The following is a 26470-nucleotide window of genomic DNA, read 5'->3' on the forward strand; positions in this document are numbered from 1 at the left end:
CATGACAACTACTATTGAAATCGACGGTAAAACATTTGAAGCAGAAAACGGCAAAATGATAATCGAAGTTGCCGATGAAGCGGGTATTCATATCCCACGGTTTTGTTATCATAAAAAATTGTCCGTGGCTGCCAATTGTCGCATGTGTTTAGTTGAAGTGGAAAATGGCCGTAAGCCAGTTCCTGCTTGTGCGACTCCAATTACCAATGGTATGAAGGTATTTACCAAATCGAAGGAAGCGTTACATTCACAAAAAGTAGTTATGGAGTTCCTTCTTATTAACCATCCGCTTGATTGCCCAATCTGTGATCAGGGCGGGGAATGTGAATTACAAGACATATCCATGGGCTATGGGGCAGATGAGTCCCAGTATACAGAAAACAAACGTTCAGTGGACGATGATAATTTGGGTACACTGATTTCAACTGAAATGACCCGTTGTATTCATTGTACTCGTTGTGTCCGTTTCGGTGAAGAAATTGCTGGGTTGAGAGAGTTAGGTGCGACTGGCCGAGGCGAGCACATGCAAATTGGTACTTATGTGCAACACAGCATGAAGTCAGAAGTTTCTGGTAATATTATTGATTTATGTCCCGTTGGGGCATTAACGTCAAAACCATTTCGTTTTACTGCTAGAGCATGGGAACTAACTCAACATGATGGTGTAGCGCCTCATGATTGCCTCGGTTCAAATATCTATCTTCATACTCGTCGAAATGAGTTAATGCGAGTTGTTCCTAAAGAAAATGAAACAATTAATGAAACTTGGTTGGCAGACAGAGATCGATTTAGCTATTTAGGATTAAAAAGTTCATCAAGAGCAAGCCAGCCACAGATTAAGCGTAATGGGCAGTGGGAAGTTGTGGATTGGGAGACGGCTTTAAAATATACCGCAGAAGGGCTGGCGCGCGTCATAAAACAAAATGGCGCTGAGCAAGTAGCGGCTTTTGCCTCAAGTTCTTCTACATTAGAAGAACTGTATTTATTACAAAAATTAATGCGTGAAATCGGTGTTCATAATCTGGATCACAGGTTGCAACAGGTAGACTTTAGAGATCAACAACACCAAGCAACTTCACCTCAAAGTTCCTTGCCCTATTCCGAAGTAGAACATCAAAATACCATAGTCCTAATTGGATGTAACATTGATCGTGAAGTACCTTTAGCTGGAGTGCGAGTTCGTAAGGCATTCCGTAATGGAGCAAAGATTTACGCAATAAATCCCGTAGATTTTGAATATCGTTTTGATCTCCAAGAGCGCTTTATTGTTTCACCTTTAGAAATGCCAATGCAACTCGCCAAGCTTGCTTTAGCATTGACTGGTGACATCAAAACTTTACCCGCAGAAGTGCAAAAATTATTAATAGGTCTTGAGTTGGATAAAGCAACTCAAAACGTGGCCAAAGCATTAAAAGAAGAAAAAGCATGCTTAATTACCGGTGCTCTTTGTGAAAATCACCCTGAAGCGGCGTTATTGCGTACCTTGATGTTTCATATTGAAAAATTAAGTGGAGCTAAAGTATTGCGCCTGACTCAGGGGGCAAATGCTGCTGGCGCTTGGATCGCAGGGATGGTTCCTCATCGTACCACTGCAGGAAAAGCCGATTCAGCCTCCGGGATGGATGTGCAAGCTGCATTAAATGCCAAATTGAAAGCCTATTTTTTAATGGGCGTAGAACCTGGTTTTGATTTTGCAAATCCTTACGGCGCAAGACAATCAATGCTCGGTGCAGAGTTTGTTGTATTAATGTCTGCTTACAATCATGAGTCAATGCTGGATTATGCGGATGTTATTTTACCAATTGCTCCCTATGCTGAAACTTCAGGAACATACATTAATGTTGATAATACTTGGCAAACAGTAAAAGGTGCATTATCACCTCATGGTGAGGCTCGACCTGCCTGGAAAGTGTTGCGGGTTCTTGCAAATTTACTGCATTGCGAAGGTTTTGAATATTTATCAACTGAAGAGGTTTTGTCAGAAATTAAAAATAGTGTTGCAATCACAATGGAACAAGAATATAAGCCCTTTTATCCTGAGAGTTTGCCTCTAATTAATCAATCGTTGATTCGTGTGGGCGAATGGCCGCTTTATCGTAGCGATGCAATTGTTAGGAATGCTAAAGAGTTGCAATTTTGCGCTGCTGCTGAAGTAGCGTGTATACGCATCAATCCGACAACAGCGGATCGATTGAAATTAGAAGATGTTGCTACTGTATCTCAGGGAGATATTGAGATAACATTGCCGCTTAAACGTGATGAACGCATTGCGGCAGATGTTGTATGGGTAGCAAACGCGATGCCTGAAACGGTGGATTTAGGCCATTCATTTGCTGCAATAACTATTAAGCGCTAGGCAGGTAAAAAAATGCTGCAAGATATTAGCATATTAATTTGGGTCATCATTAAAATATTAGTAATCGTAGTTCCCTTACTATTATGTGTTGCATATTTAATCTATGCAGAGCGTAAAGTTATTGGGTATATACAAGCACGCATAGGACCCAACCGCGTGGGTATACGGGGGTTGCTCCAACCGATAGCGGATTTGATTAAACTAATTACTAAAGAAATTATTATTCCAACCCGCTCTAATAAATATCTTTTTGTGGCCGCCCCGTTATTCGCTCTAGTTCCTGCTTTGGCAGGTTGGGCAGTCATTCCGTTTCAGGAAGGCATGGTTTTAGCAAATATTAATGCAGGTGTTCTTTATATTTTCGCAATGAGTTCTCTTGGAGTTTATGGAGTGCTTATCGCAGGATGGGCGTCTAACTCCAAATACGCAATGTTTGGTGCATTAAGAAGTACTGCGCAAACCGTATCCTATGAAATTGCAATGGGCTTTGCTTTAGTTGGAGTACTGCTGGCTGCTGGAAGTATGAATCTTACCGACATTGTAAACTCACAAAGAGGAGGAATTTTACATTGGTGGTTTATTCCTCTCTTGCCTCTATTTTTTGTTTTTTGGATAGCAGGAATTGCTGAAACCAACCGAGCACCATTCGACTTAGCCGAAGGTGAGTCGGAAATTGTTGCTGGATTCCACGTAGAGTATTCAGGGATAGGCTTCGCATTATTTTTCTTATCAGAATATGCGAGTATGATTCTTATTTCTATGCTGCTTAGTATTCTGTTTCTAGGTGGCTGGATGTCACCATTTGAAGGTATTCCATTTTTAGAAAATATATTTTTTATTGTACCCGGCTTTGTTTGGTTAATCGTGAAAGTCTGCTTTTTCCTATATGTATATTTATGGATAAGAGCAACTTTTCCTCGTTATCGTTATGACCAGCTTATGCGTTTAGGTTGGAAGGTACTTATTCCGGTCACCATTGTTTGGATTATTGTAACTGCGCTAATGGTTGTTACACATGTGAAACCTTGGTTTTAATGATTAATAGAGAAGCCGATGAAAAAAGCATATCAATTTATTAAATACTACGTACGCAGTTTTCTTTTTATAGAATTATTGCAGGGTTTAAAGTTAACTGGTAAATATTTTTTTAAGAAAAAAATAACGGTCCAGTTTCCTGAGGAACAAACTCCAATTTCACCTCGTTTTAGAGGCGCACTGGCTTTACGACGTTATCCAAATGGCGAAGAACGTTGTATTGCTTGCAAATTATGTGAAGCAGTTTGTCCTGCACTTGCTATAACTATTGAGTCAGAACCACGCGAAGATGGATCTCGTCGCACCACACGATATGATATTGATGTATTTAAATGCATTAACTGCGGATTATGCGAAGAGTCTTGCCCTGTGGATTCCATCGTAGTAACACCAGTGCATCATTATCATATTAGTGAGCGTGGCCAAAATATTATGACGAAAGAAAAGCTCCTAGCCCTTGGCGATTTGTTGGAGCCCAGACTTGCAGCAGATAGAGCTGCTGATGAAAAATACCGATAACGGGGTGCAGTATGCATGAATTATTAGTTCAAACTATTTTCTATATCTTTGCGGCCATAGCCGTAGGCGCTGCCTTTATGGTAATTATTCAAGATAATCCTGTACGCAGCGTTTTATTTCTTGTACTTACCTTCATTGCGAGTGCAGGATTATGGATCCTTGCAGAAGCAGAGTTTCTTGCCCTAATTTTGGTGCTTGTATATGTGGGTGCGGTAATGACATTGTTTCTGTTCGTCGTAATGATGCTTAATATTGATGTGGAAGTGATTAAAAACCATTACAGACGCTATTTACCCTTTGGTTTAATTCTGGTTGCTCTTTTAACTGGACTATTAATGGTATCTATTCCAGCAGGTACTTTTAAGACGAATGTTGAGACGCAAAGCAATCCTATGATTAGTACCCAGTTAATGAATGCAACACAAAACAAACTTGAAGCTCCCCGGTCAAATACGGAAGCCTTGGGCATGGTTCTATATACAGATTATTTACTGGCTTTTGAAATTGCAGCTGTGCTGTTATTAATCGCCATTATTTCAGCAATTACCCTAGTCCATAGAGGTCCCAGAAAATCGAAACGGCAGGATGTGAAACAGCAGATCCTGACACGTAGAAGCGATCGGGTGGAATTAATTAATATGAAAACAGAAAAATAATGTTGGGGATTTCTAGATGATACCAGTAAATAATTACTTAATTCTGGGGGCCATTATATTCGGTTTTGGTCTTATTGGCATAATGATGAATCGTCGGAATATCATTTTATTGCTGGTATGTATCGAATTGATGTTACTTGCAGTGAATACTAATTTTGTCGCATTTTCCCATTATTATAACGAAATTAGCGGTCAAGTTTATGTCTTCTTTATTTTAACGGTTGCTGCCGCAGAAGCAGCAATAGGATTAGCCATAGTGATGTTGCTTTATAGAAATAGAGGTAACATTAACGTAGATAAGATGAATCATTTAAAAGGTTAACATTGTGAGTATCCAACAACTTTGTCTAATAATCGTTTTAACTCCCTTGGCTGGCTCTATAATTGCTGGTTTTTTCCGTAATCAAATTGGACGAGTCGGCGCACATTCAGCCACTATCCTAGGCGTTACAATATCCTTTATTGCATCCCTCTATGTGGCTTGGCAAATCTTTTCTGGCGCCATGCCGACTGAGAGCACTGTGCTTTATCACTGGGCGACTGGTGGCTTAATTCTTCCATTTGAATTTAACATTGGTTTTCTGATTGATCCTTTAAGTACTGTGATGCTAGTGACTGTTAATTTTGTCTCTTTGTTGGTGCATATTTACAGTATTGGATATATGGCCGATGACGATGGATACCAGCGTTTTTTCAGCTACATTTCATTGTTTACTTTTATGATGCTGATGTTAGTCAGTGCCAATAATTTCTTACAATTATTCTTTGGTTGGGAAGGTGTAGGTCTAGTTTCTTATTTGCTTATTGGTTTCTGGTATCAAAAAGAATCAGCTATTGAGGGTAGTCTTAAAGCATTTCTCGTCAACCGCGTGGGTGACTTTGGTTTTCTATTAGGGATTGCCCTGGTATTTGCCTACACGGGTAGCATTGATTACGAAACTGTTTTCAAGAGCGTTAACTATCTTACAAGTCAGAATATCGAACTGTTTCAAGGTCATCCTTGGTCTTTAGTCACGGTAATATGTTTAGCTTTATACGTAGGTGCTATGGGTAAATCTGCACAAGTACCGTTACATGTGTGGCTACCTGAATCAATGGAAGGTCCGACTCCTATCTCTGCATTGATTCACGCTGCGACAATGGTCACGGCTGGTGTATTTATGATTGCGCGTATTTCACCTCTGATCGAATTTTCTACAACCGCATTAAGCGTAGTTCTTGTGATAGGAGCAACAGGTGCACTCTTTACAGGAATTTTAGCACTCACAATGAATGACATTAAACGAGTAGTCGCCTATTCAACGCTGTCTCAATTAGGATATATGATGGTAGGAATGGGGGCATCAGCATACAGTGCAGGAATGTTTCACCTTCTTACTCATGCATGTTTTAAAGCCCTCTTATTCTTAGGTGCTGGTTCGGTAATTATCGGTATGCACCATGAACAAGATATGCGAAAAATGGGTGGTTTATGGAACAAAATGCCCATTACTTACATAACATATGTAATTGGTTCTCTAGCTCTTTGCGCGATACCCCCTCTGGCAGGGTTTTATTCCAAAGATACAATTATCGAAGCGGTACAATTGTCACAGATTCCTGGAAGTGGTTATTCCTATTTCTGTGTGGTTCTTGGTGCTGGCGTTACTGCCCTGTATACCTTTAGATCTTTGTTTATGACATTCCACGGCAAACCTCGTATGGATGAGCATACTTTAAGCCATGTTCATGAGTCGCCATGGGTGGTTTGGCTGCCGCTGGTTTTACTTGCTATTCCATCAATTATTCTAGGCTACATATTGTACATGCCTATGCTTTTTGATAATCCAACAATTTTAAGTTCTTCTTTATTTGTTCTCCCTCAACATAATGTGTTGGCAGAGCTTGCCCATGAAGTGACTTCACCTTTTGCAAGTATGGTGCATTCAGTATACTCGCTTACTTTTTGGATTACTTTGGCGGGGATTGCGATAGCTTGGCTCTGTTATATAGCGGCACCAACGATCCCAGGTTATTTGGCACGTCGTTTTTCACTCATTTATAAAATACTCCTCAATAAATATGGATTTGATGCGTTTAACAATCTAGTTTTTGTGAAAGGATCTAAGGGTATAGGAACTGTATTTTACAGTGTTGGTGATCAAAAATTGATCGATGGGATGGTTGTAAATGGCAGCAGTCGACTAGTTAGATGGTTATCAACTAAAGGTCGCGCTATACAAAGTGGTTATCTGTATCATTATGCTACGATAATGATTTTTGGATTGCTTGGATTTTTATGCTGGTTGATACTCGGCTGAATATAGGGTGAAGGTATGCATTATTTGCTCAATTTACTAATTTGGTTGCCAGTAATAGGCGGGGTTTTTGTTCTTCTCTCTGGAGACGATCGTAGCCCGAATATTTCACGTTATTTGGCATTATTTACCGTAATACTTTGTTTGCTACTGTGTATCCCGCTGGTTGCAGGCTTTGATCCTAAAGTGCTCGGAATGCAATATTTGGAGGAATTTTCATGGATGCCTTCACTAGGTATTAGCTATAGCTTAGGCATCGATGGAATGTCGTTACTCCTAATTGTGCTTAGCATTTTTACTAATTTAGTGGTGATCTTGGCAACTTGGGAAAGCATTACCAACAGAGTTTCTCAATATTTAGCTGCATTTTTGATTATGCAGGGGCTATTAGTTGGTGTTTTCTCTGCCTTAGATGCCATCTTATTTTATATTTTCTGGGAGGCGACCCTAATTCCTATGTACCTCATTATTGGTATTTGGGGATCAGATAATCGTGTTTATGCTGCGATTAAATTTTTCTTATATACCTTTTTAGGTTCAGTTCTCATGTTAGCTAGCTTTTTATACATGGGGTTCATCGCTGGCACATTTAGTATAGAAGCTTTTTATGCTATTAAATTAAGCATGACGGCTCAAACATTGATTTTCATTGCATTTTTCCTTGGTTTTGCAATAAAGATCCCGATGTTTCCAGTCCACACCTGGTTGCCTGATGCACATACCGAGGCTCCAGCTGGTGGCTCTGTTGTATTAGCTGCAATTTTATTAAAGCTTGGAGCGTACGGGTTTATCCGGTTCTCCTTGCCCATAGTTCCAGATGCTTGTAGCCGTTATGCTGGGGTTATGATTGCCTTATCTTTAATTGCAATCGTTTATATTGCTTTAGTCGCAATTATTCAAAAGGATATGAAACGACTAATTGCCTATTCTTCAATTTCACACATGGGATTTGTAACTTTAGGTAGTTTTGCTATTTTTGCGATTGCAAAACAATCAGGACTAAGTGCAGCTGGCTTAATTTTAGAAGGTGCCATTGTCGTTATGATTTCGCATGCTTTTGTCTCAAGCGCACTTTTTGCCGGTGTGGGTTTTATCTACGATCGGATGCATACACGACGTTTAGCTGATTTTGGCGGGATAGTGAATACCATGCCAATTTTTGCATCATTTTTCATGCTGTTCTGTATGGCGAATGCCGGTTTGCCAGGAACCTCCGGTTTTGTTGGTGAATTTATGGTAATTCTTGGGTCGCTAAAAGCTGGTTTTTGGGTGACATTTTGGGCGGCTACCACACTAATAACCGCAGCAGGTTATAATCTTTGGATGTATAAACGAGTAATTTTTGGACCTATAGCAAATGAAAAAGTTGCGGAACTAAAAGATCTTTCGGGCTATGAGTTAAGTGCTTATATTTTACTTGCTTTGATGGTAATCGCTATGGGTGTTTATCCTAAGCCATTCCTAGAGTACATTCATCAAACAGTAAGCCATACTCTAGCGTTAGCAAGTCAATCAAAATTGTAATCAAGGTTAACCAATATGACAGCATTACTTGAAAATATCCATGTAGCCATTCCGGAAATGATTGTGCTCGCCACCGCATGTATTGCATTGCTTGCGGATCTATTTTTACGGCATCGATATAAATCTATTTCCTTTTTTATCTCTTGTATCGGTTTAGTTTTAGCTGCTGTTGTTAGTTTTCTTTATATTGGTATGTATAAGGTGATTACCCTCAATGGCTTGTTCATTAGTGATGATATAGCGAATTTAATGAAATTCTTTATGTACATTACGGTTTTGCTGAGCTTTATCTATTCCAAAGAGTACATAGATGAGCGCCAAATGCCTTCAGGGGATTACTATATCTTAGGATTATTTTCTACTTTAGGGATGATGCTGCTTGTTTCAGCACATTCTCTCCTCACAATTTTCCTTGGTTTAGAATTATTGTCATTACCTTTATATGCGATGACTGCTATTCGCAGAACAGATAGTGATGCTTCTGAAGCAGCAATGAAATATTTTGTAATGGGGTCAATTGCTTCTGCCATGCTTTTATATGGTATTTCTTTAATTTATGGAGCAACCGGAAAACTTGATTTACTCGAAGTGGCAAATGTCATCGCTGCGAACTGGCAACAGCAAAGTACCTTACTGGCATTTGCTATAGTTTTCATTCTATGTGGCGTTGCTTTTAAATTAGCTGCTGTGCCATTCCATATGTGGGCTCCCGATGTATATCAGGGGGCACCAACTTCAGTTACCCTATTCATTAGCGCTGCACCTAAAGTTGCTGCTTTAGGTATGGCATTTAGATTACTTACAATTGGCCTAGTCGATGTGAGTTCGCAGTGGCAACATATTCTATTGGTAATGACTTTACTTTCCACAGGTCTTGGGAATTTGTTCGCAGTAGTGCAGACCAGTATAAAACGTTTATTAGCTTATTCGGCTATCTCTCATATTGGATATGCTTTATTTGGAATCTTAGCGGCAACTGCTTCAGGATATTCTGCGGCACTCTATTATATTTTGGTTTATTCAATAACCTCAGCTGCCGGCTTTGGTTTAATTGTGTTAATGTCTAACCGCGGGATGGAAATAGATAGCATTGAGGATCTAAAAGGGCTTAACAAAAGAAATCCCTGGTTGGCATTTATGATGCTAATCGTTATGTTCTCTCTTGCCGGTGTGCCTCCAACTGTGGGCTTCTTTACTAAACTGCTTGTGCTTAAAGCGTTAGTGGACGCTCAAATGATGTGGGTGGCTGTACTGGGATTATTCTTTACGGTGATTGGTGCTTATTATTATTTAAGAATTGTTAAAATAATGTATTTTGATGCACCGGCACATGTTGACCCAGTAGTTATGAATAAGGGGAATACTTTAGTCCTTTCCCTTAATTGCCTATCGTTACTGTATTTAGGTATATTTCCAGGCGCCTTAATTGTAGCTTGTATGAATGCGTTTGGTTCCTAAGATACCTTCATCTTTGTTCTGGATTAGAAAATAAACTGTTTTCCAGTCCAGAATACATATTTATTTAGATTCTTCAAAGAAAGTACTTGCTAAGCGTACTGACTCTCAGTATACTTGCCATCAGTTGACGCGGGGTGGAGCAGCCTGGTAGCTCGTCGGGCTCATAACCCGAAGGTCGTAGGTTCAAATCCTGCCCCCGCTACCACTTATTAAGAACCCCATTTATGGGGTTTTTTATTATGTATAATTTGTAACTGCACTAAAAGTTTGTAGTAGCCAGTGAAGCAAAGATCGCGCTCGGAATTAATTGTTTTATAGAAATCACGTTCAGAGTTAAGCTCTTGCCCGAACTTAGGTTACTATACCGTATTTGTATTAGGCATCCGTGCCCTTTTTAGTTTGTTAATACTATGATACAAGATGAATTGGAAGATTTATTAGCTCCTACAATTAATGACATGGGCTATGAGCTTTGGGGATGTGAATATCTTTCACAAGGTAAGCATTCTTTATTGCGCATATACATTGATAAGATTGATGGAATAGGGATTGAAGACTGCGAAGCAGTGAGTCATCAAGTCAGCGCATTGCTTGATGTTGAAGATCCTATTTCTGGAAATTATAGCTTGGAAGTATCATCACCAGGTATACCACGGCCATTATTTAAAAATTGGCAATATCAGCGTTATATAGGCCATGAAGTACAAGTAAAAACTTTTAAGCCAATTGAGGGTAAGCGTAAATTATTAGGGACTATTGTCTCAGTATCTGAGAACACTTTAGTACTTAAAATAAATAATGAAGATCAAGAATTACTTTTTTCAAATATTGTGAAAGCAAGTTTGACAGTATAGAGAGGCGAACAATGAGCAAAGAATTGTTACTGGTTGCAGAGGCGTTATCAAATGAAAGAGGTGTAAGTAAGGAAGTTATTATACTTGCCATTCAGGCTGCATTGGAATCCGCAACTCGCAAGATCTTTGGTTTAGATATAGGGGTACGAATCAAATTAGATCCCCGCACAGGTGACTATGAAACCTATAGATATTGGGATGTAGTCAATGAAGATGAACTAGAACATCCAGATTGCCAATTAACTGTTGAACAAGCAAAAGAACGCAACCCCGCTGCAAAAATTAACGATCGTATAGAAGAATCCATTCCTTCAATTGAATTTGGAAGAATTGAGGCGCAAGCTGCTCGCCAAGTGATTATGCAAAAAGTTAGAGAGGCAGAGCGCGAGCTCGTAATTGATCAATTCCGAAGCAAGTTAGGTCAATTGATTTATGGAACGGTTAAAAAAGTAACCCGAGATAATATTATTATTGACTTAGGTGGGAAAGCAGAAGCATTCTTGCCGCGTACAGAAATGCTTCCGCATGAAATGTTTCGTCCGAATGATAGGGTTCGTGCTTATTTATATGAAATTACTCCTCAAGCGCGTGGTCCTCAACTATTTGTCAGTCGTACTCGTAATGAAATGCTTATTGAACTCTTCCGTATTGAAGTACCTGAAATTGGTGAGAACGTGATTGAAGTGAAAGCTGCAGCACGAGATCCAGGCAATCGAGCTAAGATTGCAGTTAAAACCAATGATGGACGCATTGACCCTGTTGGGGCTTGTGTTGGTATGCGCGGCGCTCGAGTTCAGGCTGTTTCTAGCGAGCTTGGCGGGGAACGTGTAGATATTATTTTATGGGATGATAATCCTCCTCAATTAGTTATTAATGCCATGGCTCCTGCAGAAATCTCTTCTATTGTTGTAGATGAAGACACCCATACAATGGATTTAGCAGTTGAAAAAGATCAATTGTCCCAAGCTATCGGGCGCAATGGTCAAAACGTTCGCTTGGCAAGTCAATTAACGGGCTGGACGTTGAATGTTATGACTACAGATGAATTCGAAAATAAGAATTTGGAAGAATCAAGTAAAATTGTTAAATTATTTACTTCTGCACTAGAAATTGATGAAGAAATTGCTACATTACTCGTAGCACATGGTTTTTCTTCTCTAGAAGAAATTGCTTATGTCCCTAAAGAAGAATTACTGGCCATCGAAGAGTTTGACGAAGAAATTGTTGAGGAACTGAGAAATAGGGCAAACGATAAATTACTTACAATGGCTCTTTCTTCAGGTAAAGAGCTATCTGGTTCACCTGATGAATCATTACTCTCAATGGAAGGTATGTCCGAAGAGTTAGCTAACAAATTAGCATCAAAAGGAATTACTTCTATGGAAGATTTAGCTGAGCAATCTGTTGATGAGTTGTTAGAAATTGAAGGAATGACTGAAGAAAAGGCCGGAGCTTTAATAATGAAGGCCAGAGAACCATGGTTTTTATAAGACTATGGATTTATTATAAATTAATGTAGTGCAAATATGCAGTTATTTTCAGATAAAGTATATAACTGCTGAAAGGGGATTAAAATATGGCGGATGTGACGGTTAAACAATTAGCTCAAGTCGTTGGTATTCCGGTTGAACGCTTATTGAACCAGTTACAGGAAGCAGGGTTGTCTTTTAGTGATGACCAACAGACTGTGAATGAAGAGCAAAAGCGAATCCTACTCAATCATTTGAAGAGAACTTCTCTACGTGATGTGAATGTTTCGCCTGAGCGAATTACTTTAAGACGAAAAAGCTTATCGCAAGTCACCGTTGGCCATGATGCTCATAGCGGCAAAACTGTAAGTGTTGAGGTACGTAAGAAAAAAGTTTTTGTAAAACGTACCCCCATAGCAGAGTTGCCTGAAGCTGAAGAACCAACTCTATCTGAAGAAAATCAGACGATATCTGAAGAGCATACTGCTGAAGTGGCTTCTGAGATGCCACCGGTATCTGAAACACCTATAGAATCAGTAGAGCAAATCACCGAACCTGCTGAAACTACAGTGGAAGAAAACCAAGTACATGAGGTAGAAGAAAATTCTCAGCATAATGAAGAAATTCCTACAGACTTAGCAACAGAAGTGGTTGTAAGTCCAAGTCCGAAAGAAGCTATGGAAGATATCTCCATAAAAGAAGAGCAAAAATTGGAAAAACCATCTAAAAAGAAACATGTTGAGCAACCAATTGAGCCTGAGGCCGGAGATTTCAGGAAAGTTAAGAAAAAACCTAAATATCAAACATCTTATGATCGCGATGAAGAAGATCAAGAGGGTCATAGACGAGGCGGTCGTAGTAAATTTAAAAAGCGTAAGGGTGTAGAGAAATCAGATAAACTTAAAGAGGCTGAAGAGTCTTTAACTCATGGTTTTGCTTTGCCCACCACCCCCGTAGTAAAAGAGGTTTTAATCCCTGAAACAATTACGGTTGCAGAATTAGCAAAAAGAATGTCTGTTAAAGCCGCTGAAGTAATTAAAATAATGATGTCCCTGGGGGCGATGGCAACCATTAACCAGGTTATTGACCAAGAAACAGCGGTTATTGTTGTTGAAGAAATGGGCCATAAGGCACGTATTATTAAAGAAGATGCAATTGAAGTGGGATTAGGCGAGTCGATTAACATAGGTAGTCGAACTGAATCAAGAGCACCTGTCGTTACAATTATGGGACACGTAGATCATGGTAAGACCTCGTTACTTGACTATATTCGCCGAACCAAAGTTGCAATTGGCGAGGCAGGTGGTATTACACAACATATTGGTGCATACCATGTAAGTACTCCTAAAGGTGATGTTACATTCTTAGATACTCCAGGTCATGCTGCTTTTACCGCAATGAGAGCTCGTGGTGCAAAGGTCACTGATATTGTTGTGTTAATCGTTGCTGCAGATGATGGAGTTAAGCCACAAACGATAGAAGCAATTCAACATGCCAAAGCAGCGAAAGTGCCAATTATTGTTGCAATTAATAAGATGGATAAACCCGATGCAGATCCTGATCGGGTCATGAATGAATTAACGACATATGAAGTAATCCCAGAAGCTTGGGGTGGAGATACTATGTTTATCAATATCTCGGCCAAATCCGGTATGGGTATTGATGAGCTACTTGATGCCATCTTATTGCAATCTGAAGTTCTAGAATTAACCGCTGTAACAGACGGTGCTGCTAAAGGTGTTGTAATTGAGTCACGTTTAGACAAAGGTAGAGGTCCTGTAGCAACTGTGTTAGTACAAAGCGGAACACTACATAAAGGCGATATCCTACTTGCGGGATTTCAATACGGCCGTGTACGAGCTTTGGTTGGTGATAATGGGGATCTAGTTGATTCTGCGGGCCCATCAATTCCGGTCGAGGTATTGGGCTTATCTGCTATTCCTCATGCCGGGGATGAAGCTGTAGTTGTTCCTGATGAGAAAAAAGCAAGAGAGGTTGCTTTATTCCGTCAAGGTAAATTCCGAGATGTAAAACTTGCCAGACGCCAGAAATCAACCCTCGAAGGCATTATGGAAAATATGGCGGCAGGAGAATCTAAGGTACTTAATGTGGTACTTAAAGCGGATGTTCAAGGTTCACTTGAAGCAATTTCAGATGCGTTAGTGAAATTATCTACTGAGGAAGTTAAAGTTGAAGTTATTTCAAGCGGTGTAGGTGGTATTACTGAATCTGATGTTCATTTAGCCATAGCATCCAATGCCATTTTGGTTGGCTTTAACGTGAGAGCCGATAGTAGTGCTAAGAAATTGGCCGAGCATGAATCTGTGCAACTGCACTATTATAGTGTCATTTACGACATTGTAGACCAGATTAAAGGCGCTTTAACCGGTATGCTTGCTCCGCAATTTAGAGAGGAAATTATTGGTACTGCTGAAGTTCGCGATGTATTTAAGTCACCCAAAATTGGTGCGATTGCAGGTTGTATGGTTATTGAAGGAGTTATAAAGCGAAATAACCCTATTCGTGTCCTGCGTGCCAATGTGGTTATTTATGAGGGTACTTTGGAATCATTGCGAAGATTCAAAGATGATGTGGTTGAGGTTCGCCAAGGCTTTGAATGTGGTATTGGGGTCAAAAATTACAATGATGTTAAGCCAGGTGACCTAATTGAAGTATATGAAACAGTTGAAATTAAGCGTGATTTATAAAGATGGCTCAAAATTTTAAACGTACAGATAGAATCGCTGAAATGATTCAGCGAAAATTAGCACAGATAATACCCATGGAAGTAAAAGATCCCCGCTTAACCGGGTTCGTCACTATATCCGCTGTAAAAGTTGCTGCTGATTTGAGTCATGCCAAAGTATATTTTACTGTGCTGAATGATAATAAAGAAACTGCAGCGGCTATTTTAAATGCCGCTGCAAGTTATTTGCGTAGCGCTTTGGCACGAAGTATTACTTTGCGTACAGTCCCCCAGCTTCATTTCATATATGATGAATCAATAGAATATGGTGAACGTTTAAGTCGTCTCATCGATAAAGTGAATCCACCTGATTCCGATGATAATGAAAGTAATTAATCCTTCAGCATTAGATGGAATTTTATTGCTAAACAAATCTGAAGGAATGACCTCGAACACGGCGTTGCAAAAAGCAAAAAGATTGTTAGGGGCAAAGAAAGCTGGGCATACTGGAAGTTTAGATCCGCTTGCTACAGGTATGTTGCCTCTTTGCTTTGGCGAAGCCACTAAGGTATGTCAATTTTTGCTTGATGCAGATAAGTGCTATCAGACTACCGGCTTATTAGGCATTAAAACGAATACTGCTGACGCAACTGGAGAAATAATCGCTCGTGTTGAGGCATTTGCAGTTTCAGAGTTAAATTTACTTGCTGTATTAAAAGAACATACAGGTCATATAAAGCAGATTCCTTCCATGTTTTCCGCTTTAAAGCATAATGGAACCCCTCTTTATCGTTTGGCGAGAGAAGGGATTCACATTGAGAGAGAGGCTCGCGAGATCCTGATTAGTAATTTGGAACTTAATGCATTTGACGGTAGTCAATTTTCATTAACTGTAACGTGCAGCAAGGGAACCTATATTCGTAATTTGGTTGAAGACATTGGTGATGCATTAGGTGTAGGGGCTCATGTTACGCGCCTACATCGGGTTTATACCTCCGGTTTAGAGAGTATGCCTATGTATTCTCTAGATGAATTAGAGGCAATGTCTAGCTCCGAACGAACAGCTTGCTTGATTCCCATGGATAGAGCTGTTAGTCATTTTGAGAAAGTGATCCTGTCGGATGATAAAATTGTTATGATTCGTCAAGGTAGAGTAGTAACAAATAAAATAGGTGGAGAAAAAGCAGATTGTGTTCGTCTTTATGATGAGAAAGCACAATTTATTGGGTTAGGAGAACGAAATATCCAAGGTGATATTAAAGCGAAACGCTTACTTTCTTTTTGATCATTGGTAGTAAAACAAGTGATTAAAGCTAAATATGAAATTTTTTGCACAAAAATAATTATCAGTACTTGTTTCGTTGGACGTGCCTTGGTAGAATGTTCGCCTTTAAATGAATACTTAGTAGTTCCGGGAGTGTATAATGTCGCTAAGCAGCGCAGATAAAGCAGCAATTGTTAAAGAATACAAGCGTTCCGATCAAGATACTGGTTCGCCTGAAGTTCAGGTTTCTATTATTACTGGCCGTATTAAATATTTAACTGAGCACTTTAAAGAACACAAAAAAGATTTTCATTCTCGACGTGGACTGCAACAACTTGTTAATAAACGTCGTAAGCTGTTGAAATATTTAAAGCATAACGATGAAGCTCGTTATCAAACTTTGATCCAAAGTCTGGAACTGAGAGATTCTTATTGATTTCTGAGCAAATACATTTCGTTACGAATGTACTTTACAAAAAAATACTTTAAATAAAGGCGCAATTTTCTGCGCCTTTTTTTCGTTATAATTACTAAGAGGAAGAATACGTGGCTAAGTTTACAAAAGAAATAGCATTCGGTGACCACACGCTTATATTGGAAACAGGTGAAATTGCGCGACAAGCGGATGGAGCAGTATTAGCCAATATGAATGGCACTCAAGTATTAGCTACAGTAGTTGGCAAAAAGGAATGTGGCGAAGGAGCTGGATTTTTTCCATTGACGGTAAATTATCAAGAAAAATTTTACGCAGTAGGTAAAATACCGGGTGGGTTTAATAAACGAGAAGGCAGACCTTCAGATAATGAAACATTAACTTCTCGACTGATTGATCGTCCTATTCGTCCTTTATTTCCTGATGGTTTTTGCAACGAAGTACAAGTTATTGTTACGGTTCTTTCTTTAAATCCAGAAGTTTCAGCGGATATTGTTGCAATGATTGCATCCTCTGCAGCATTAGCTCTTTCAGGTGTTCCTTTTAATGGTCCCATTGGCGCTGCCCGTGTAGGCTATAAAGACGGTATTTACTTATTGAACCCAAGCCGCAAAGAACTCGAGCAATCCAAACTTGATTTAGTGGTAGCCGGAACTAAAGATGCAATTTTGATGGTGGAGTCAGAAGCCAAAGAGTTAAGTGAAGACATTATGCGCGGCGCCATTATGTTTGGTCATGAAATGATGAAAAGTGTGATCAAAGGAATCGAAGAGCTCGCAGCACAGGGTGGGAAAACTCGTTGGGAATGGACCGCTCCTGAAGTAGATACTTCCTTGCAAGAACGTATTTCTGATATGGTGAAACATGACGTTGAAGCAGCCTATCTGATTAAGGATAAGCAAGAAAGATATCAACGTTTGGATGAGTTAAAAGAACAAGCAATTTCTGCTCTGCAAGCAGAGAATGATGAGTTAAAAGCGGATGTGATTGGCAATATGTTTGTTGAAATAGAGCGCGCTACCGTACGTAATCGAATTCTTGATGGTGAGCCACGAATTGATGGCCGTGACCACAAAACAGTTCGTCCCATTGCAATTCGCACAAAACTTTTAGAAAGAACACACGGTTCTGTACTGTTCACCCGCGGTGAAACCCAGGCTATTGTGGTTGCTACTTTGGGTAATGAGCGTGATGCGCAAATCCTCGATAACATCACCGGTGAATCAAAAGATCGATTTATGCTGCATTATAACTTCCCTCCCTATTCAGTTGGGGAAACAGGTATGGTTGGTAGCCCCAAACGTAGAGAAATTGGACATGGCCGCTTAGCAAAACGTGCTATTATCGCTGTATTGCCTGAGGCAAACGAATTTCCCTATACTTTAAGAGTTGTTTCGGAAATCACTGAATCAAATGGTTCAAGCTCGATGGCCACCGTATGTGGTACTAGCCTTGCACTGATGGATGCGGGTGTTCCCCTGAAAGCACCTGTGGCTGGAGTTGCGATGGGCCTGATTAAAGAGGGCGATCGTTATGCAGTGTTAACCGATATATTAGGTGATGAAGACCATTTAGGCGATATGGATTTCAAGGTAGCAGGTACTGAAAATGGAATCACCGCCTTACAAATGGATATTAAAATCCATGGGATTACCAGTGAAATCATGGAGCAAGCTTTAGACCAAGCATTGGCGGGTCGCTTACATATCCTCGGTGTAATGAATAATGCATTATCAGAGCATCGAGAAGAATTATCTCAACATGCTCCACGAATTACGACTATGAAAGTTGCTGAAGACAAAATCCGCACTATTATCGGTAAAGGTGGCGCAACGATTAAAGGGTTAATTGAAAGCACAGGTGTTTCTATTGATATAGATGATACAGGAGTTGTTCAATTATTTTCTCCAGATATGAATGCTTTGGAAGAGGCACAAAAACAAATTAAGGCATTAATTGCAGAAATCGAGGTAGGCCAAACCTATCAAGGTAAAGTAAGTAAAATCGTTGATTTTGGAGCCTTTATAAATCTTTTACCTGGTAAAGATGGATTACTCCACATTTCTCAAATCTGTAATGACCGATCCCAAAAAGTCGAATCAGTACTGCAAGAAGGCCAAGATATCGAAGTTTTTGTTGCGGGTATTGATAAGCAAGGTCGTGTGAAGCTTGAATGGAAAGATAGACCTCAAGCAGCGGCTGCTCCAGCTGAAGAAACTACTGATCCTGAAGAAGAACATAAAGAAGTAGCGCAGGGTGGTGATAAAGACGGCGAAGAAGAGTAAAGAATTATCGTTCTTCCACCTTTGCAGGGGAAGAACGATTTGCGTGTAATCCGGGGAGAATGGATCCATTTGAAGAATTTCCCGGGTTACGCTTTGCTTCACCCAGGCTACACTTCTAAAAAATAAAAGAACTACTTGTTTTGAGTTAAGGTTAAAAATTCAGCTCGGCTTGTTGGGTTATTCCGCATATCACCAAGCATTACTGAAGTAGTCATTATCGAGTTTTGTTTTTCAACGCCACGCATCATCATGCATAAATGTTTGGCTTCAATGACCACTGCAATACCACGTGCCCCAGTAATTGATTCTAAGCAGTTTGCTATTTCTGAAGTTAATCGCTCCTGAATTTGTAAGCGTCGTGAGAAGTAATCAACAATACGGGCAATTTTCGATAATCCTATTACTTTTCCATTAGGAATGTATCCAACGTGGCACTTGCCAAGAAATGGAAGTAAATGGTGTTCGCACATGGAGTACATTTCAATATCCTTGACTATAACCATTTCACTCATATCAGAATCAAAAAGCGCGCCATTAATAATATCTTCAAGGCTTTCATTGTAGCCTTTAGTTAAATAACGCATGGCATTGGCAGCACGTGCAGGGGTATCAAGTAACCCTTGCCGACTTACATCTTCGCCTAATTGGATTAGCAATTCTTTATATAGGTTTTCCATTATTTTTTCCTACCCAGGGGGCCATGTCATACGACGTCCGCCCAGTAAATGTAAATGAATATGAAATACTGTCTGGCCACCATCGGGATTAATGTTTAAAACTAATCGATATCCTGCGTCACTTATTCCTTCAGTTTGAGCAATTTTTTTTGCCCCTAAAATCATTTTTCCCAACAGGGCCTGGTTTTCATCGCTGGCATCATTCAGCGTAGCAATATGCTGCTTCGGAATAATCAGCAGATGTTTAGGAGCTTGCGGGTTGAGATCGTGAAATGCCATTATCTCATCGTCTTCAAAAACTACTGATGCAGGGATCGCACCTTGTGCAATTTTGCAAAACAAGCAATTCATAAGCAATCTCATTTTGATTAAAAAGGGGTATTATACATTGCATTGCTTATAATGCGACAGCTTCTCTTTGCCTTTTAATGTGTTTTTTCGCATAATAGCCGCTTTATGTTGCAATTTTGTATTAGGGTTGGGATTAATAAAGCGATTGCGACGCGTTGCAGTTCTTGGAAAAAGCTTTGTCCTTAAGGAAAGGCGTTTGTTGAGTTATGAAGGCTGATATGTCTAGTGTTTTAACTGTATTTAAGAGGGGAGAAGAATAAATGAGTTTAATGAGAATTAGTAGTGGTCGTGATCTACCCAAGGAAATTAATGTAATCATTGAAATCCCAATGCATAGTGAACCTGTAAAGTATGAAGTAAATAAAGAATCAGGAGTATTATTCGTTGACCGCTTTTTAACCACCCCTATGTTTTATCCTGTAAATTATGGTTATGTTCCTCATACTTTATCCGAGGACGGGGACCCTGTTGATGTCCTCGTAGTAACTCCTGTTCCTCTAGTTGGTGGTTCGGTTATTCCCTGCCGACCAGTAGGTATGTTAAAAATGACTGATGAGTCAGGGATAGATGCTAAAATCTTGGCTGTTCCGATAAATAAATTAACTAAAATTTATGAATCAATTGAGACCCATGAAGATTTGCCACAACATTTATTAAACTCTTTAGAACACTTTTTCAGTCATTATAAAGATTTAGAAGAAGGTAAATGGGTTAAACTGGATGGCTGGGTTGGACCAGAGGCTGCATTCGAAGAGATTAGAGCCAGCGTAGCTCGTTATAATAAAGAGCAAAAATAGATAAGTTAATTTTTGTCTGATGAAATTCCGGGTTTGGTAGGTAGGCGCGGAGCCTACCCCCTGAGCCCATCGTACAATTCTAATTATAGCTTTGAGTTCAAATTGACCTTATCTCGCTTTCTTTTGAACCATATGATACTTTATTTTGTGTAATAAAAGCTTGAGGAAATTCGGTGACGTTCCATCTTTCTACATTGTTCATCATTTTGCTTTTTCTAATTTTGTTAGCTGCTTTTTTTTCGGGTACCGAAATCGGAATGATGTCGATTAATCGTTACAAGCTAAAGCATCTAGTCAAGAAAGAAAATAAACAAGCTTCGCGAGTAAATCAAATACTCTCTCGACCTGATCGCCTTTTGAGCGTTGTCTTAATCGGTAATACACTTGCTAATATTCTTGCATCCACAATCGCAACGTTGATTGGCCAGCACATTTATGGCGATGCGGGTATTGTTATCGCTACCGTCATTTTGACGCTGGTGATTTTGGTATTTGCTGAAATGATACCTAAAACATATGCAGCTATTTATCCCCAACAAGTAGCATTTGCTACTTCATTGCCTTTACAAATTCTCCAATTAATCTTTGCACCCTTGGTATATATTAGCAGCTCTATGTCGAACGGAGTTTTACGTTTATTTCGCATTTCAATAGACAAAATACAAAAGGAATCCTTAACGAATGAAGAGTTACGCTCAGTAGTCCATGAAGCAGGAGGGCTATTACCTGTTGAGCATAAAAGTATGGTAATAAGTCTTCTGGATTTGGAACAAGCTACTGTGGAAGACATTATGATTCCTAAATCGGATATTGTGGGTATCGATATCGAAGAACCTTGGTCAGAAATTTTGTATCAATTAGAAACAGCAAAACATACACGCTTGCCATTATACCGTAATTCAATTGATGATTTGGTTGGAATGATTCACGTACGTGATGTGCTAAATCTGGCTATAGAAAATGAACTGGATCTTGATAGCCTACTGAAAGCGGCCGATAAGCCATATTATATTCCTGAGGCTACCTCGCTTAATATTCAAATTTTAAATTTTAGAAAAATGAAGAGACGTAGTTCTTTTGTTGTGGATGAATATGGCGACATTCAGGGTTTAGTCACAATGGAAGATATACTTGAAGAAATAGTAGGCGAATTTACTACTGATGTGGCTGCTCTAAGCCGAGATATCACCCCACAAAGTGATGGCTCGGTTATTGTTGATGGAAGTTTAACATTGCGACATCTAAACCGTTTAATGGGTTGGCAATTGCCGATGATAGGTCCAAAAACATTAAGTGGCCTAATAGTTGAACATCTTGGCTATATTCCTCCAGCTGAATCCTGCTTAATGATAGAAAACTATCAGATGGAAATATTAAAAGTCGGCGATAATACAATTAAAAGTATCAAGATGTTCAAAGTAAGTAAAAAGCGCAAATAAGAAATCTATTTTGTATCGCTTTCTTTTAACGTGGTTACTTGTGCCGTAAACATATAACCTCCATTGCGAATGGTTTTGATTAGTGCCGGTTTCTTTGCATCCACTTCAATTTTCTGGCGCAGTCTACTTATTTGCACATCAATTCTTCGATCAAAGGGATTCAGATCACTATTTTTAGTGATTTGTAACAAAAACTCTCTATCCAAGATGCGTTGAGGTTGCAGTACAAAAGTAAGGAGCAAATCATATTCGCCGGCACTTAATAATAATTCTTCATGGGACTGCTCACGAAATACTTGCCTGGACGCTGGGTAAAGGCGCCAGTTGGAGAATACTAGAACTTCTTTTTCCTGCTCAGAGAGTTGTTTTGCCCGTAAAACACGGCGATTTATTGCACTGACTCGAGCATGGAGCTCTCTAGGTAATAAGGGTTTTACAATAAAGTCATCTGCTCCTGCTTCGAGTACTTTGATACAGGCATCTTCATCTGGGGTATCGTTTAAAATCAATAAAGGCACCGGATAATTTGTATAAAATTGATGAATTGCCTGGAGGTCATTTTTCAAAATCGACCAGTGGATTAGAATAGCAATAGGTTTTCCTACCACATTTTGTATGGGAGTAACTAATTGCTTTTGCTGAACAATATTGATATTAAATTGTGCAAAGTATTTCTTGAGATCCTCACTCACAGGATCGTTATCGATGAATAAAAGATAACTGGGTTGTGGCATTAAATAATTCCCATTTTTTTGAGCAGCATTCGTCGTAATTTTGGCAAGATTAGTTTCGACTTGCAATTATTTTCGTTATTATTCTATAAGTTATTGCTACGATTTTGCTGTGTTTCGCTGGAACGAATGCTATTTTAAATCGTTTAAATAAACCTATAGGTAGAATGTTACCTATCCGGGATACTGTTATATCAGGACAACGCTTTAGGAGTAGGGATGATTCAGAATAAAACTCAGTTTTCAAGTTGGTTTGTAACAGACAATGATCGAGCAAAGACCTTAGTCAAACATGAACTGAAAATGCTGAACAATGAGCTTCAGAGAAATATAGAAACTACTTCCAATCCAGAGACGCATCCTGAAGTGAGGTTTTTATGTCACTCTATAGCAAATAAATATTTAGATTATTTGCAATTATTGGATCAAAATGTAGCTCATATCCCTCAAAAATTAGGTCATGAATTATCTTGGTCCCAACGTTTTAATCAGATTGCTCTGTTAGAGCAAAAATTGGCCTCACCACTGGATATTGAAGAACAAATAGAACATTTACAGCAAATCATCTCTTTATATCAATGTGTGCCATCTACGGAATTGACTAATCAGGTTTCTCTTTATTCAATGCAATTACAACGAATATTTTCTGAGCGAGAATTAAGTTTATGGTTGGAAGGATTTGTTGATTTTTTGAATAAAAGTGACATTGAACAGTGTGGATGGGGAGCGGTATTTTATGACTGGAATGTTGAACAACAACACCTCGCATTGGATTTTTTTGCTAATCCTAAATGTGCTGATTTAGTAAATGAAATTTTTTTCTATAAGGTACATCCGGATAAATTATTTGCGGAGGTAATGCACCCTGAAAAATTAGTTTCGATTCAAATGCGGCTAGGAATACTGCATTATTATATCGATTCAATGCAACAAAAACTGTATGAGATTGCTTTACAGAAAGGTTTTGGACTTGGTGTCGACTATTTTTTGCGTGATGAAGAGTTACCTCAAGGTGTTCGAATTGAGACAAGTGATGTGATCATACAAATGATCCAATCAGCTGTTAAGAGATTAAAGCTTAGTTCAAATCCAATCAACGCCAAACGAGATAATGTTAATTACGTATCTGATCTAAAGCGCGCTTATAAATTCTGCTTTAACCCAAATCGTTTAGTTGATGCAGTAATGATTTTACAACAAAATTTATTGTCAGGTGCAGTGGGGCAAAAGAATAATATACTTCTTTTTCAAGAAAAAATGATGGCATTGTATAATCAACTTACGACCACGGAATGCTTAGATTTATATGGCTACTTTGCCAATAACGATACACAGCAATTACTTTATACTTTCTTTAATATCACTCGGGGTGGCACTTTTGATTGGTTACCTTTACTTAATAATGACGAAAAAATAGCAATCCAGACGGTTTTTGATGCCTTGCTCTGTGTTATGGATGCGTTGCGTATCGAATTAGGGAATAGGCATTTTCTCACTGAATCATATATGTATGATTTAACGAATTCAAACCTAAAACTAGATTATCGCAATCGAGATGCAGTATTTAGAGTAATTACACTTTATAAACGCATGAACACAATCCCTGACAATGCCATTGAGCAATTATTCCAGTCTATCGAAGATTGTGAAGTAAATTAGCGTTTTTTTTTCTTTTCCAAGAGGAATGAACGTAAATATTGAATGATGAATGCACCGAGTTTTCGTTCTCTACCAGATTGCGTTAATGGAATGCCGATTTTTCGCGAAATTTTAGCTTTAAGAGCAGAGATTCCAATAAGTCTTTTCCATGAAAAACCACCTCGATTCATTATTCTGGATCCTTATGATAAATAGGATGAGTATACTATTGTTTTATTCAGTTTAGGAGTTTTCAAAAGGGGTATATTATGCTTTTATTCATGATCAGGAGAAGGACTATTTATATGCCAATTATAGATATAACTATCAATGGTATTTATGTGCTTAAGTTGACTTTGCAACGGTTCTTTTGCAAATTGCAATAGATGAAAGATGATATCCTGCTTAGTCCCACCAAAATCCTCCTCAAACCAATCATATAATTTAGAGATGATCAGTTTTCCCTCGATGACACTTACCCCTCTAAGGGAATTGATGTAATTTGAAGCAGCTTGGTTTAATTGTTCTTCAATGAGTTTACCCTGGTAAACTTTTCTATTTAAATTGGGGGCCCCAATTGTGCCATTGCTTAGAGCATAATGGGTGCGAGGATCGTTCCAAATTGCCCTAATAATACGATTATTAATATCATCTAAAGTTAAAGAGGTGTCTTTAATAGTAATAAGGTTTGCACCCCAGGGACCTATGCTGAATAATCCAGGCGAGATATTGATTTCTTGAATTGTAGTTACGGGGTAATAATTCGCGATAACCTGCACCGTCAAGGCGTTGTATAAATTAATCCAATATGCCAATTGCTCATCACGGTTGTATTTATTAATATCGATTTCTGCCATGCTTTTTAAATAGTCTTTGAGCAAGTTTAAATCTATTTGGGTCATATGGGCATAGTCAACTAGGTTGATGTTTTCTTCGTTGGTTACAATACGGCGATTAAGAAAATTTTGCCAAAGTTGATGTGAAATAACCTCTTTTGAAAGGGGGCTATTTACCTCCCATTTGGGCCATAAACTTTTATAGAAAGAGGCATTAGCCAGTCCGGAAATGAGAAGCATTAATATGAAAATGTATTTATAGCGGTACATTGTTTTAAACATGAATTATTGCTCTATTGCGAAGGGCGTTTCCTATAGTATTTCCATCCAAAAACTCTAATTCTCCTCCTGAGGGAATCCCATGCGCTAATTGGGTAATGTTTATTGATAAATCACGCAAAAGCTGGTGGATAAAATGAATGGTGGTTTGTCCTTCTACGCTAGGACTTAACGCCAAGATCACTTCTTTAATTTCTTCTTGAATAATGAGATTTTTGAGACGAGGTAACCCTATGTCTTCAGGGCCTAAACCATCAAGAGGAGATATTTTTCCCATGAGGACAAAATATTTACCTTGAAAAGAATTGCTTTGTTCTATAGCAGATACATCAGCCGGACTTTCCACCACACAAAGCAAGGAAGAGTCCCTATTTGGATTTTGGCAAAGGGTACAAATTTTTTGTTCTGTATAGTTAGCACAACGTTCGCAATGGTGAATGTTATTCATCGCTTGCTCAAGACATGATGCAAGGTTTAATCCTCTTTGTCTTTGATGCTGAAGCAAGTGAAACACCATGCGTTGTGCTGATTTTGGACCTACGCCTGGTAGACAGCGGAGCGCTTCTACCAAACGGTTTAACATATCCATCGTTAGGATTATTCCTTATCACCCTTGTCGCCGCCCATTAAATCAGTGGGAATATTTAGGCCTGCGGTTAATTGACTAATTTTTTCCTTAGATGCTTTTTCAATTTTTCGTACCGCATCATTGATTGCTGCAGCAACTAAGTCTTCCAACATTTCTACATCTTCTTCCATCATAGTAGGTTTGATTTTAACTTCAGTGGCATCATGTCGGCCATTCATTTTAATAACTACCATGCCACCACCAGCTTCTCCTGTAACAACTAATTGACTTAATTGTTGTTGCGCTTCTTGCATGCGT

At 39.0% G+C, this 26470-nt stretch carries 24 protein-coding genes, 1 tRNA gene and 2 pseudogenes (1 of these 27 only partly in view); 20 read left to right on the forward strand and 7 right to left on the reverse strand.

What is annotated here, in order from left to right; genetic code table 11:
- Position 1: 1 nt before the first annotated feature.
- The 17 genes and pseudogenes from nuoG to pnp all read left to right on the forward strand — a co-directional run bounded on the left by nuoG (position 2) and on the right by pnp (position 18836).
- A complete protein-coding gene (gene nuoG, locus HBNCFIEN_RS01175) occupies positions 2–2356 on the forward strand; it encodes an NADH-quinone oxidoreductase subunit NuoG (protein WP_182392339.1) in 2355 nt (784 codons plus the stop codon).
- A 12-nt stretch (positions 2357–2368) separates the two neighbouring features.
- The gene (gene nuoH, locus HBNCFIEN_RS01180; protein WP_182392340.1) at positions 2369–3391 is read left to right on the forward strand and encodes an NADH-quinone oxidoreductase subunit NuoH; all 1023 of its coding nucleotides are present in this window, start codon (positions 2369–2371) and stop codon (positions 3389–3391) included.
- Between the two features lie 18 nt (positions 3392–3409).
- Entirely contained in the window at positions 3410–3910 is a 501-nt protein-coding gene (gene nuoI, locus HBNCFIEN_RS01185; RefSeq protein WP_182392341.1) for an NADH-quinone oxidoreductase subunit NuoI, read from the forward strand.
- A gap of 11 nt (positions 3911–3921) precedes the next feature.
- On the forward strand, positions 3922–4566 hold the full coding sequence (locus HBNCFIEN_RS01190) for an NADH-quinone oxidoreductase subunit J (protein WP_182392342.1): 645 nt from the start codon (positions 3922–3924) through the stop codon (positions 4564–4566).
- A 16-nt stretch (positions 4567–4582) separates the two neighbouring features.
- Positions 4583–4888 carry an NADH-quinone oxidoreductase subunit NuoK gene (nuoK, locus tag HBNCFIEN_RS01195; RefSeq protein ID WP_182392343.1) on the forward strand — a complete coding sequence of 102 codons (306 nt, stop codon included), beginning with the start codon at positions 4583–4585 and terminating at the stop codon, positions 4886–4888.
- Positions 4889–4892: 4 nt separating this feature from the next.
- Entirely contained in the window at positions 4893–6866 is a 1974-nt protein-coding gene (gene nuoL / locus HBNCFIEN_RS01200; protein WP_182392344.1) for an NADH-quinone oxidoreductase subunit L, read from the forward strand.
- Positions 6867–6881: 15 nt separating this feature from the next.
- Positions 6882–8387 (forward strand): NuoM family protein, encoded by a 1506-nt coding sequence (locus HBNCFIEN_RS01205; RefSeq protein WP_182392345.1) that lies wholly within the window; start codon positions 6882–6884, stop codon positions 8385–8387.
- 15 nt (positions 8388–8402) lie between these two features.
- Complete coding sequence (gene nuoN / locus HBNCFIEN_RS01210; RefSeq protein ID WP_182392346.1) at positions 8403–9845, forward strand: NADH-quinone oxidoreductase subunit NuoN; 1443 nt, start codon at positions 8403–8405, stop codon at positions 9843–9845.
- 128 nt (positions 9846–9973) lie between these two features.
- Positions 9974–10050, forward strand: a tRNA-Met gene (locus HBNCFIEN_RS01215).
- 205 nt (positions 10051–10255) lie between these two features.
- Positions 10256–10699 carry a ribosome maturation factor RimP gene (gene rimP / locus HBNCFIEN_RS01220; RefSeq protein WP_182392347.1) on the forward strand — a complete coding sequence of 148 codons (444 nt, stop codon included), beginning with the start codon at positions 10256–10258 and terminating at the stop codon, positions 10697–10699.
- A gap of 11 nt (positions 10700–10710) precedes the next feature.
- Entirely contained in the window at positions 10711–12189 is a 1479-nt protein-coding gene (nusA, locus tag HBNCFIEN_RS01225; RefSeq protein WP_182392348.1) for a transcription termination factor NusA, read from the forward strand.
- 86 nt (positions 12190–12275) lie between these two features.
- Positions 12276–12608: pseudogene (locus HBNCFIEN_RS17815) on the forward strand (translation initiation factor IF-2 associated domain-containing protein); the annotation flags it as partial.
- Positions 12609–12857: 249 nt separating this feature from the next.
- Positions 12858–14876, forward strand: a pseudogene (gene infB, locus HBNCFIEN_RS01230) (translation initiation factor IF-2); the annotation flags it as partial.
- Between the two features lie 2 nt (positions 14877–14878).
- Entirely contained in the window at positions 14879–15250 is a 372-nt protein-coding gene (rbfA, locus tag HBNCFIEN_RS01235) for a 30S ribosome-binding factor RbfA (RefSeq protein WP_182392350.1), read from the forward strand.
- Positions 15237–16139 carry a tRNA pseudouridine(55) synthase TruB gene (gene truB, locus HBNCFIEN_RS01240; protein ID WP_182392351.1) on the forward strand — a complete coding sequence of 301 codons (903 nt, stop codon included), beginning with the start codon at positions 15237–15239 and terminating at the stop codon, positions 16137–16139. Before rbfA ends, truB begins: the two co-directional genes overlap by 14 nt.
- 139 nt (positions 16140–16278) lie before the next feature.
- Entirely contained in the window at positions 16279–16554 is a 276-nt protein-coding gene (gene rpsO, locus HBNCFIEN_RS01245; protein ID WP_182392352.1) for a 30S ribosomal protein S15, read from the forward strand.
- Positions 16555–16664: 110 nt separating this feature from the next.
- A complete protein-coding gene (gene pnp, locus HBNCFIEN_RS01250; protein ID WP_182392353.1) occupies positions 16665–18836 on the forward strand; it encodes a polyribonucleotide nucleotidyltransferase in 2172 nt (723 codons plus the stop codon).
- Between the two features lie 131 nt (positions 18837–18967).
- Here pnp and folE read toward each other — a convergent pair whose 3' ends face one another.
- Positions 18968–19513, reverse strand: a complete 546-nt coding sequence (folE, locus tag HBNCFIEN_RS01255) for a GTP cyclohydrolase I FolE (protein ID WP_182392354.1) — start codon at positions 19511–19513, stop codon at positions 18968–18970.
- Positions 19514–19522: 9 nt separating this feature from the next.
- On the reverse strand, positions 19523–19864 hold the full coding sequence (locus HBNCFIEN_RS01260; RefSeq protein WP_182392355.1) for a histidine triad nucleotide-binding protein: 342 nt from the start codon (positions 19862–19864) through the stop codon (positions 19523–19525).
- 260 nt (positions 19865–20124) lie between these two features.
- Here HBNCFIEN_RS01260 and ppa point away from each other — a divergent pair, with 260 nt between their 5' ends.
- Positions 20125–20661: an inorganic diphosphatase gene (ppa, locus tag HBNCFIEN_RS01265; protein ID WP_182392356.1), complete on the forward strand. Its 537-nt coding sequence runs from the start codon at positions 20125–20127 to the stop codon at positions 20659–20661.
- A 173-nt stretch (positions 20662–20834) separates the two neighbouring features.
- Entirely contained in the window at positions 20835–22100 is a 1266-nt protein-coding gene (locus tag HBNCFIEN_RS01270; RefSeq protein ID WP_182392357.1) for an HlyC/CorC family transporter, read from the forward strand.
- A gap of 5 nt (positions 22101–22105) precedes the next feature.
- Here HBNCFIEN_RS01270 and HBNCFIEN_RS01275 read toward each other — a convergent pair whose 3' ends face one another.
- On the reverse strand, positions 22106–22834 hold the full coding sequence (locus tag HBNCFIEN_RS01275; protein ID WP_182393577.1) for a winged helix-turn-helix domain-containing protein: 729 nt from the start codon (positions 22832–22834) through the stop codon (positions 22106–22108).
- Positions 22835–23050: 216 nt separating this feature from the next.
- Between HBNCFIEN_RS01275 and HBNCFIEN_RS01280 the strand changes: the two genes are divergently transcribed.
- Positions 23051–24490 carry a hypothetical protein gene (locus tag HBNCFIEN_RS01280; RefSeq protein ID WP_255464288.1) on the forward strand — a complete coding sequence of 480 codons (1440 nt, stop codon included), beginning with the start codon at positions 23051–23053 and terminating at the stop codon, positions 24488–24490.
- Here the strand turns inward: HBNCFIEN_RS01280 and HBNCFIEN_RS01285 are convergent.
- From HBNCFIEN_RS01285 to HBNCFIEN_RS01300, 4 genes are all read right to left on the reverse strand, one after another.
- On the reverse strand, positions 24487–24660 hold the full coding sequence (locus tag HBNCFIEN_RS01285) for a hypothetical protein (protein ID WP_182392358.1): 174 nt from the start codon (positions 24658–24660) through the stop codon (positions 24487–24489). The two genes, HBNCFIEN_RS01280 and HBNCFIEN_RS01285, sit on opposite strands and share 4 nt — an antisense overlap.
- Positions 24661–24744: 84 nt before the next feature.
- A complete protein-coding gene (locus tag HBNCFIEN_RS01290; protein WP_182392359.1) occupies positions 24745–25587 on the reverse strand; it encodes a DUF547 domain-containing protein in 843 nt (280 codons plus the stop codon).
- Positions 25580–26173 carry a recombination mediator RecR gene (gene recR / locus HBNCFIEN_RS01295; protein WP_182392360.1) on the reverse strand — a complete coding sequence of 198 codons (594 nt, stop codon included), beginning with the start codon at positions 26171–26173 and terminating at the stop codon, positions 25580–25582. The genes HBNCFIEN_RS01290 and recR overlap by 8 nt, the downstream gene beginning before the upstream one ends.
- A gap of 8 nt (positions 26174–26181) precedes the next feature.
- Positions 26182–26470, reverse strand: the 3' portion of a protein-coding gene (locus tag HBNCFIEN_RS01300; RefSeq protein WP_019232941.1) for a YbaB/EbfC family nucleoid-associated protein. The gene runs 56 nt beyond the window's last position; the window shows 289 of its 345 coding nt (coding positions 57–345); the start codon falls outside the window, past its right edge — the gene reads right to left on this strand; it ends in the stop codon at positions 26182–26184.

Source organism: Legionella sp. PC997 (assembly GCF_014109825.1).
In the GTDB taxonomy this organism is placed as follows: Bacteria; Pseudomonadota; Gammaproteobacteria; order Legionellales; family Legionellaceae; genus Legionella.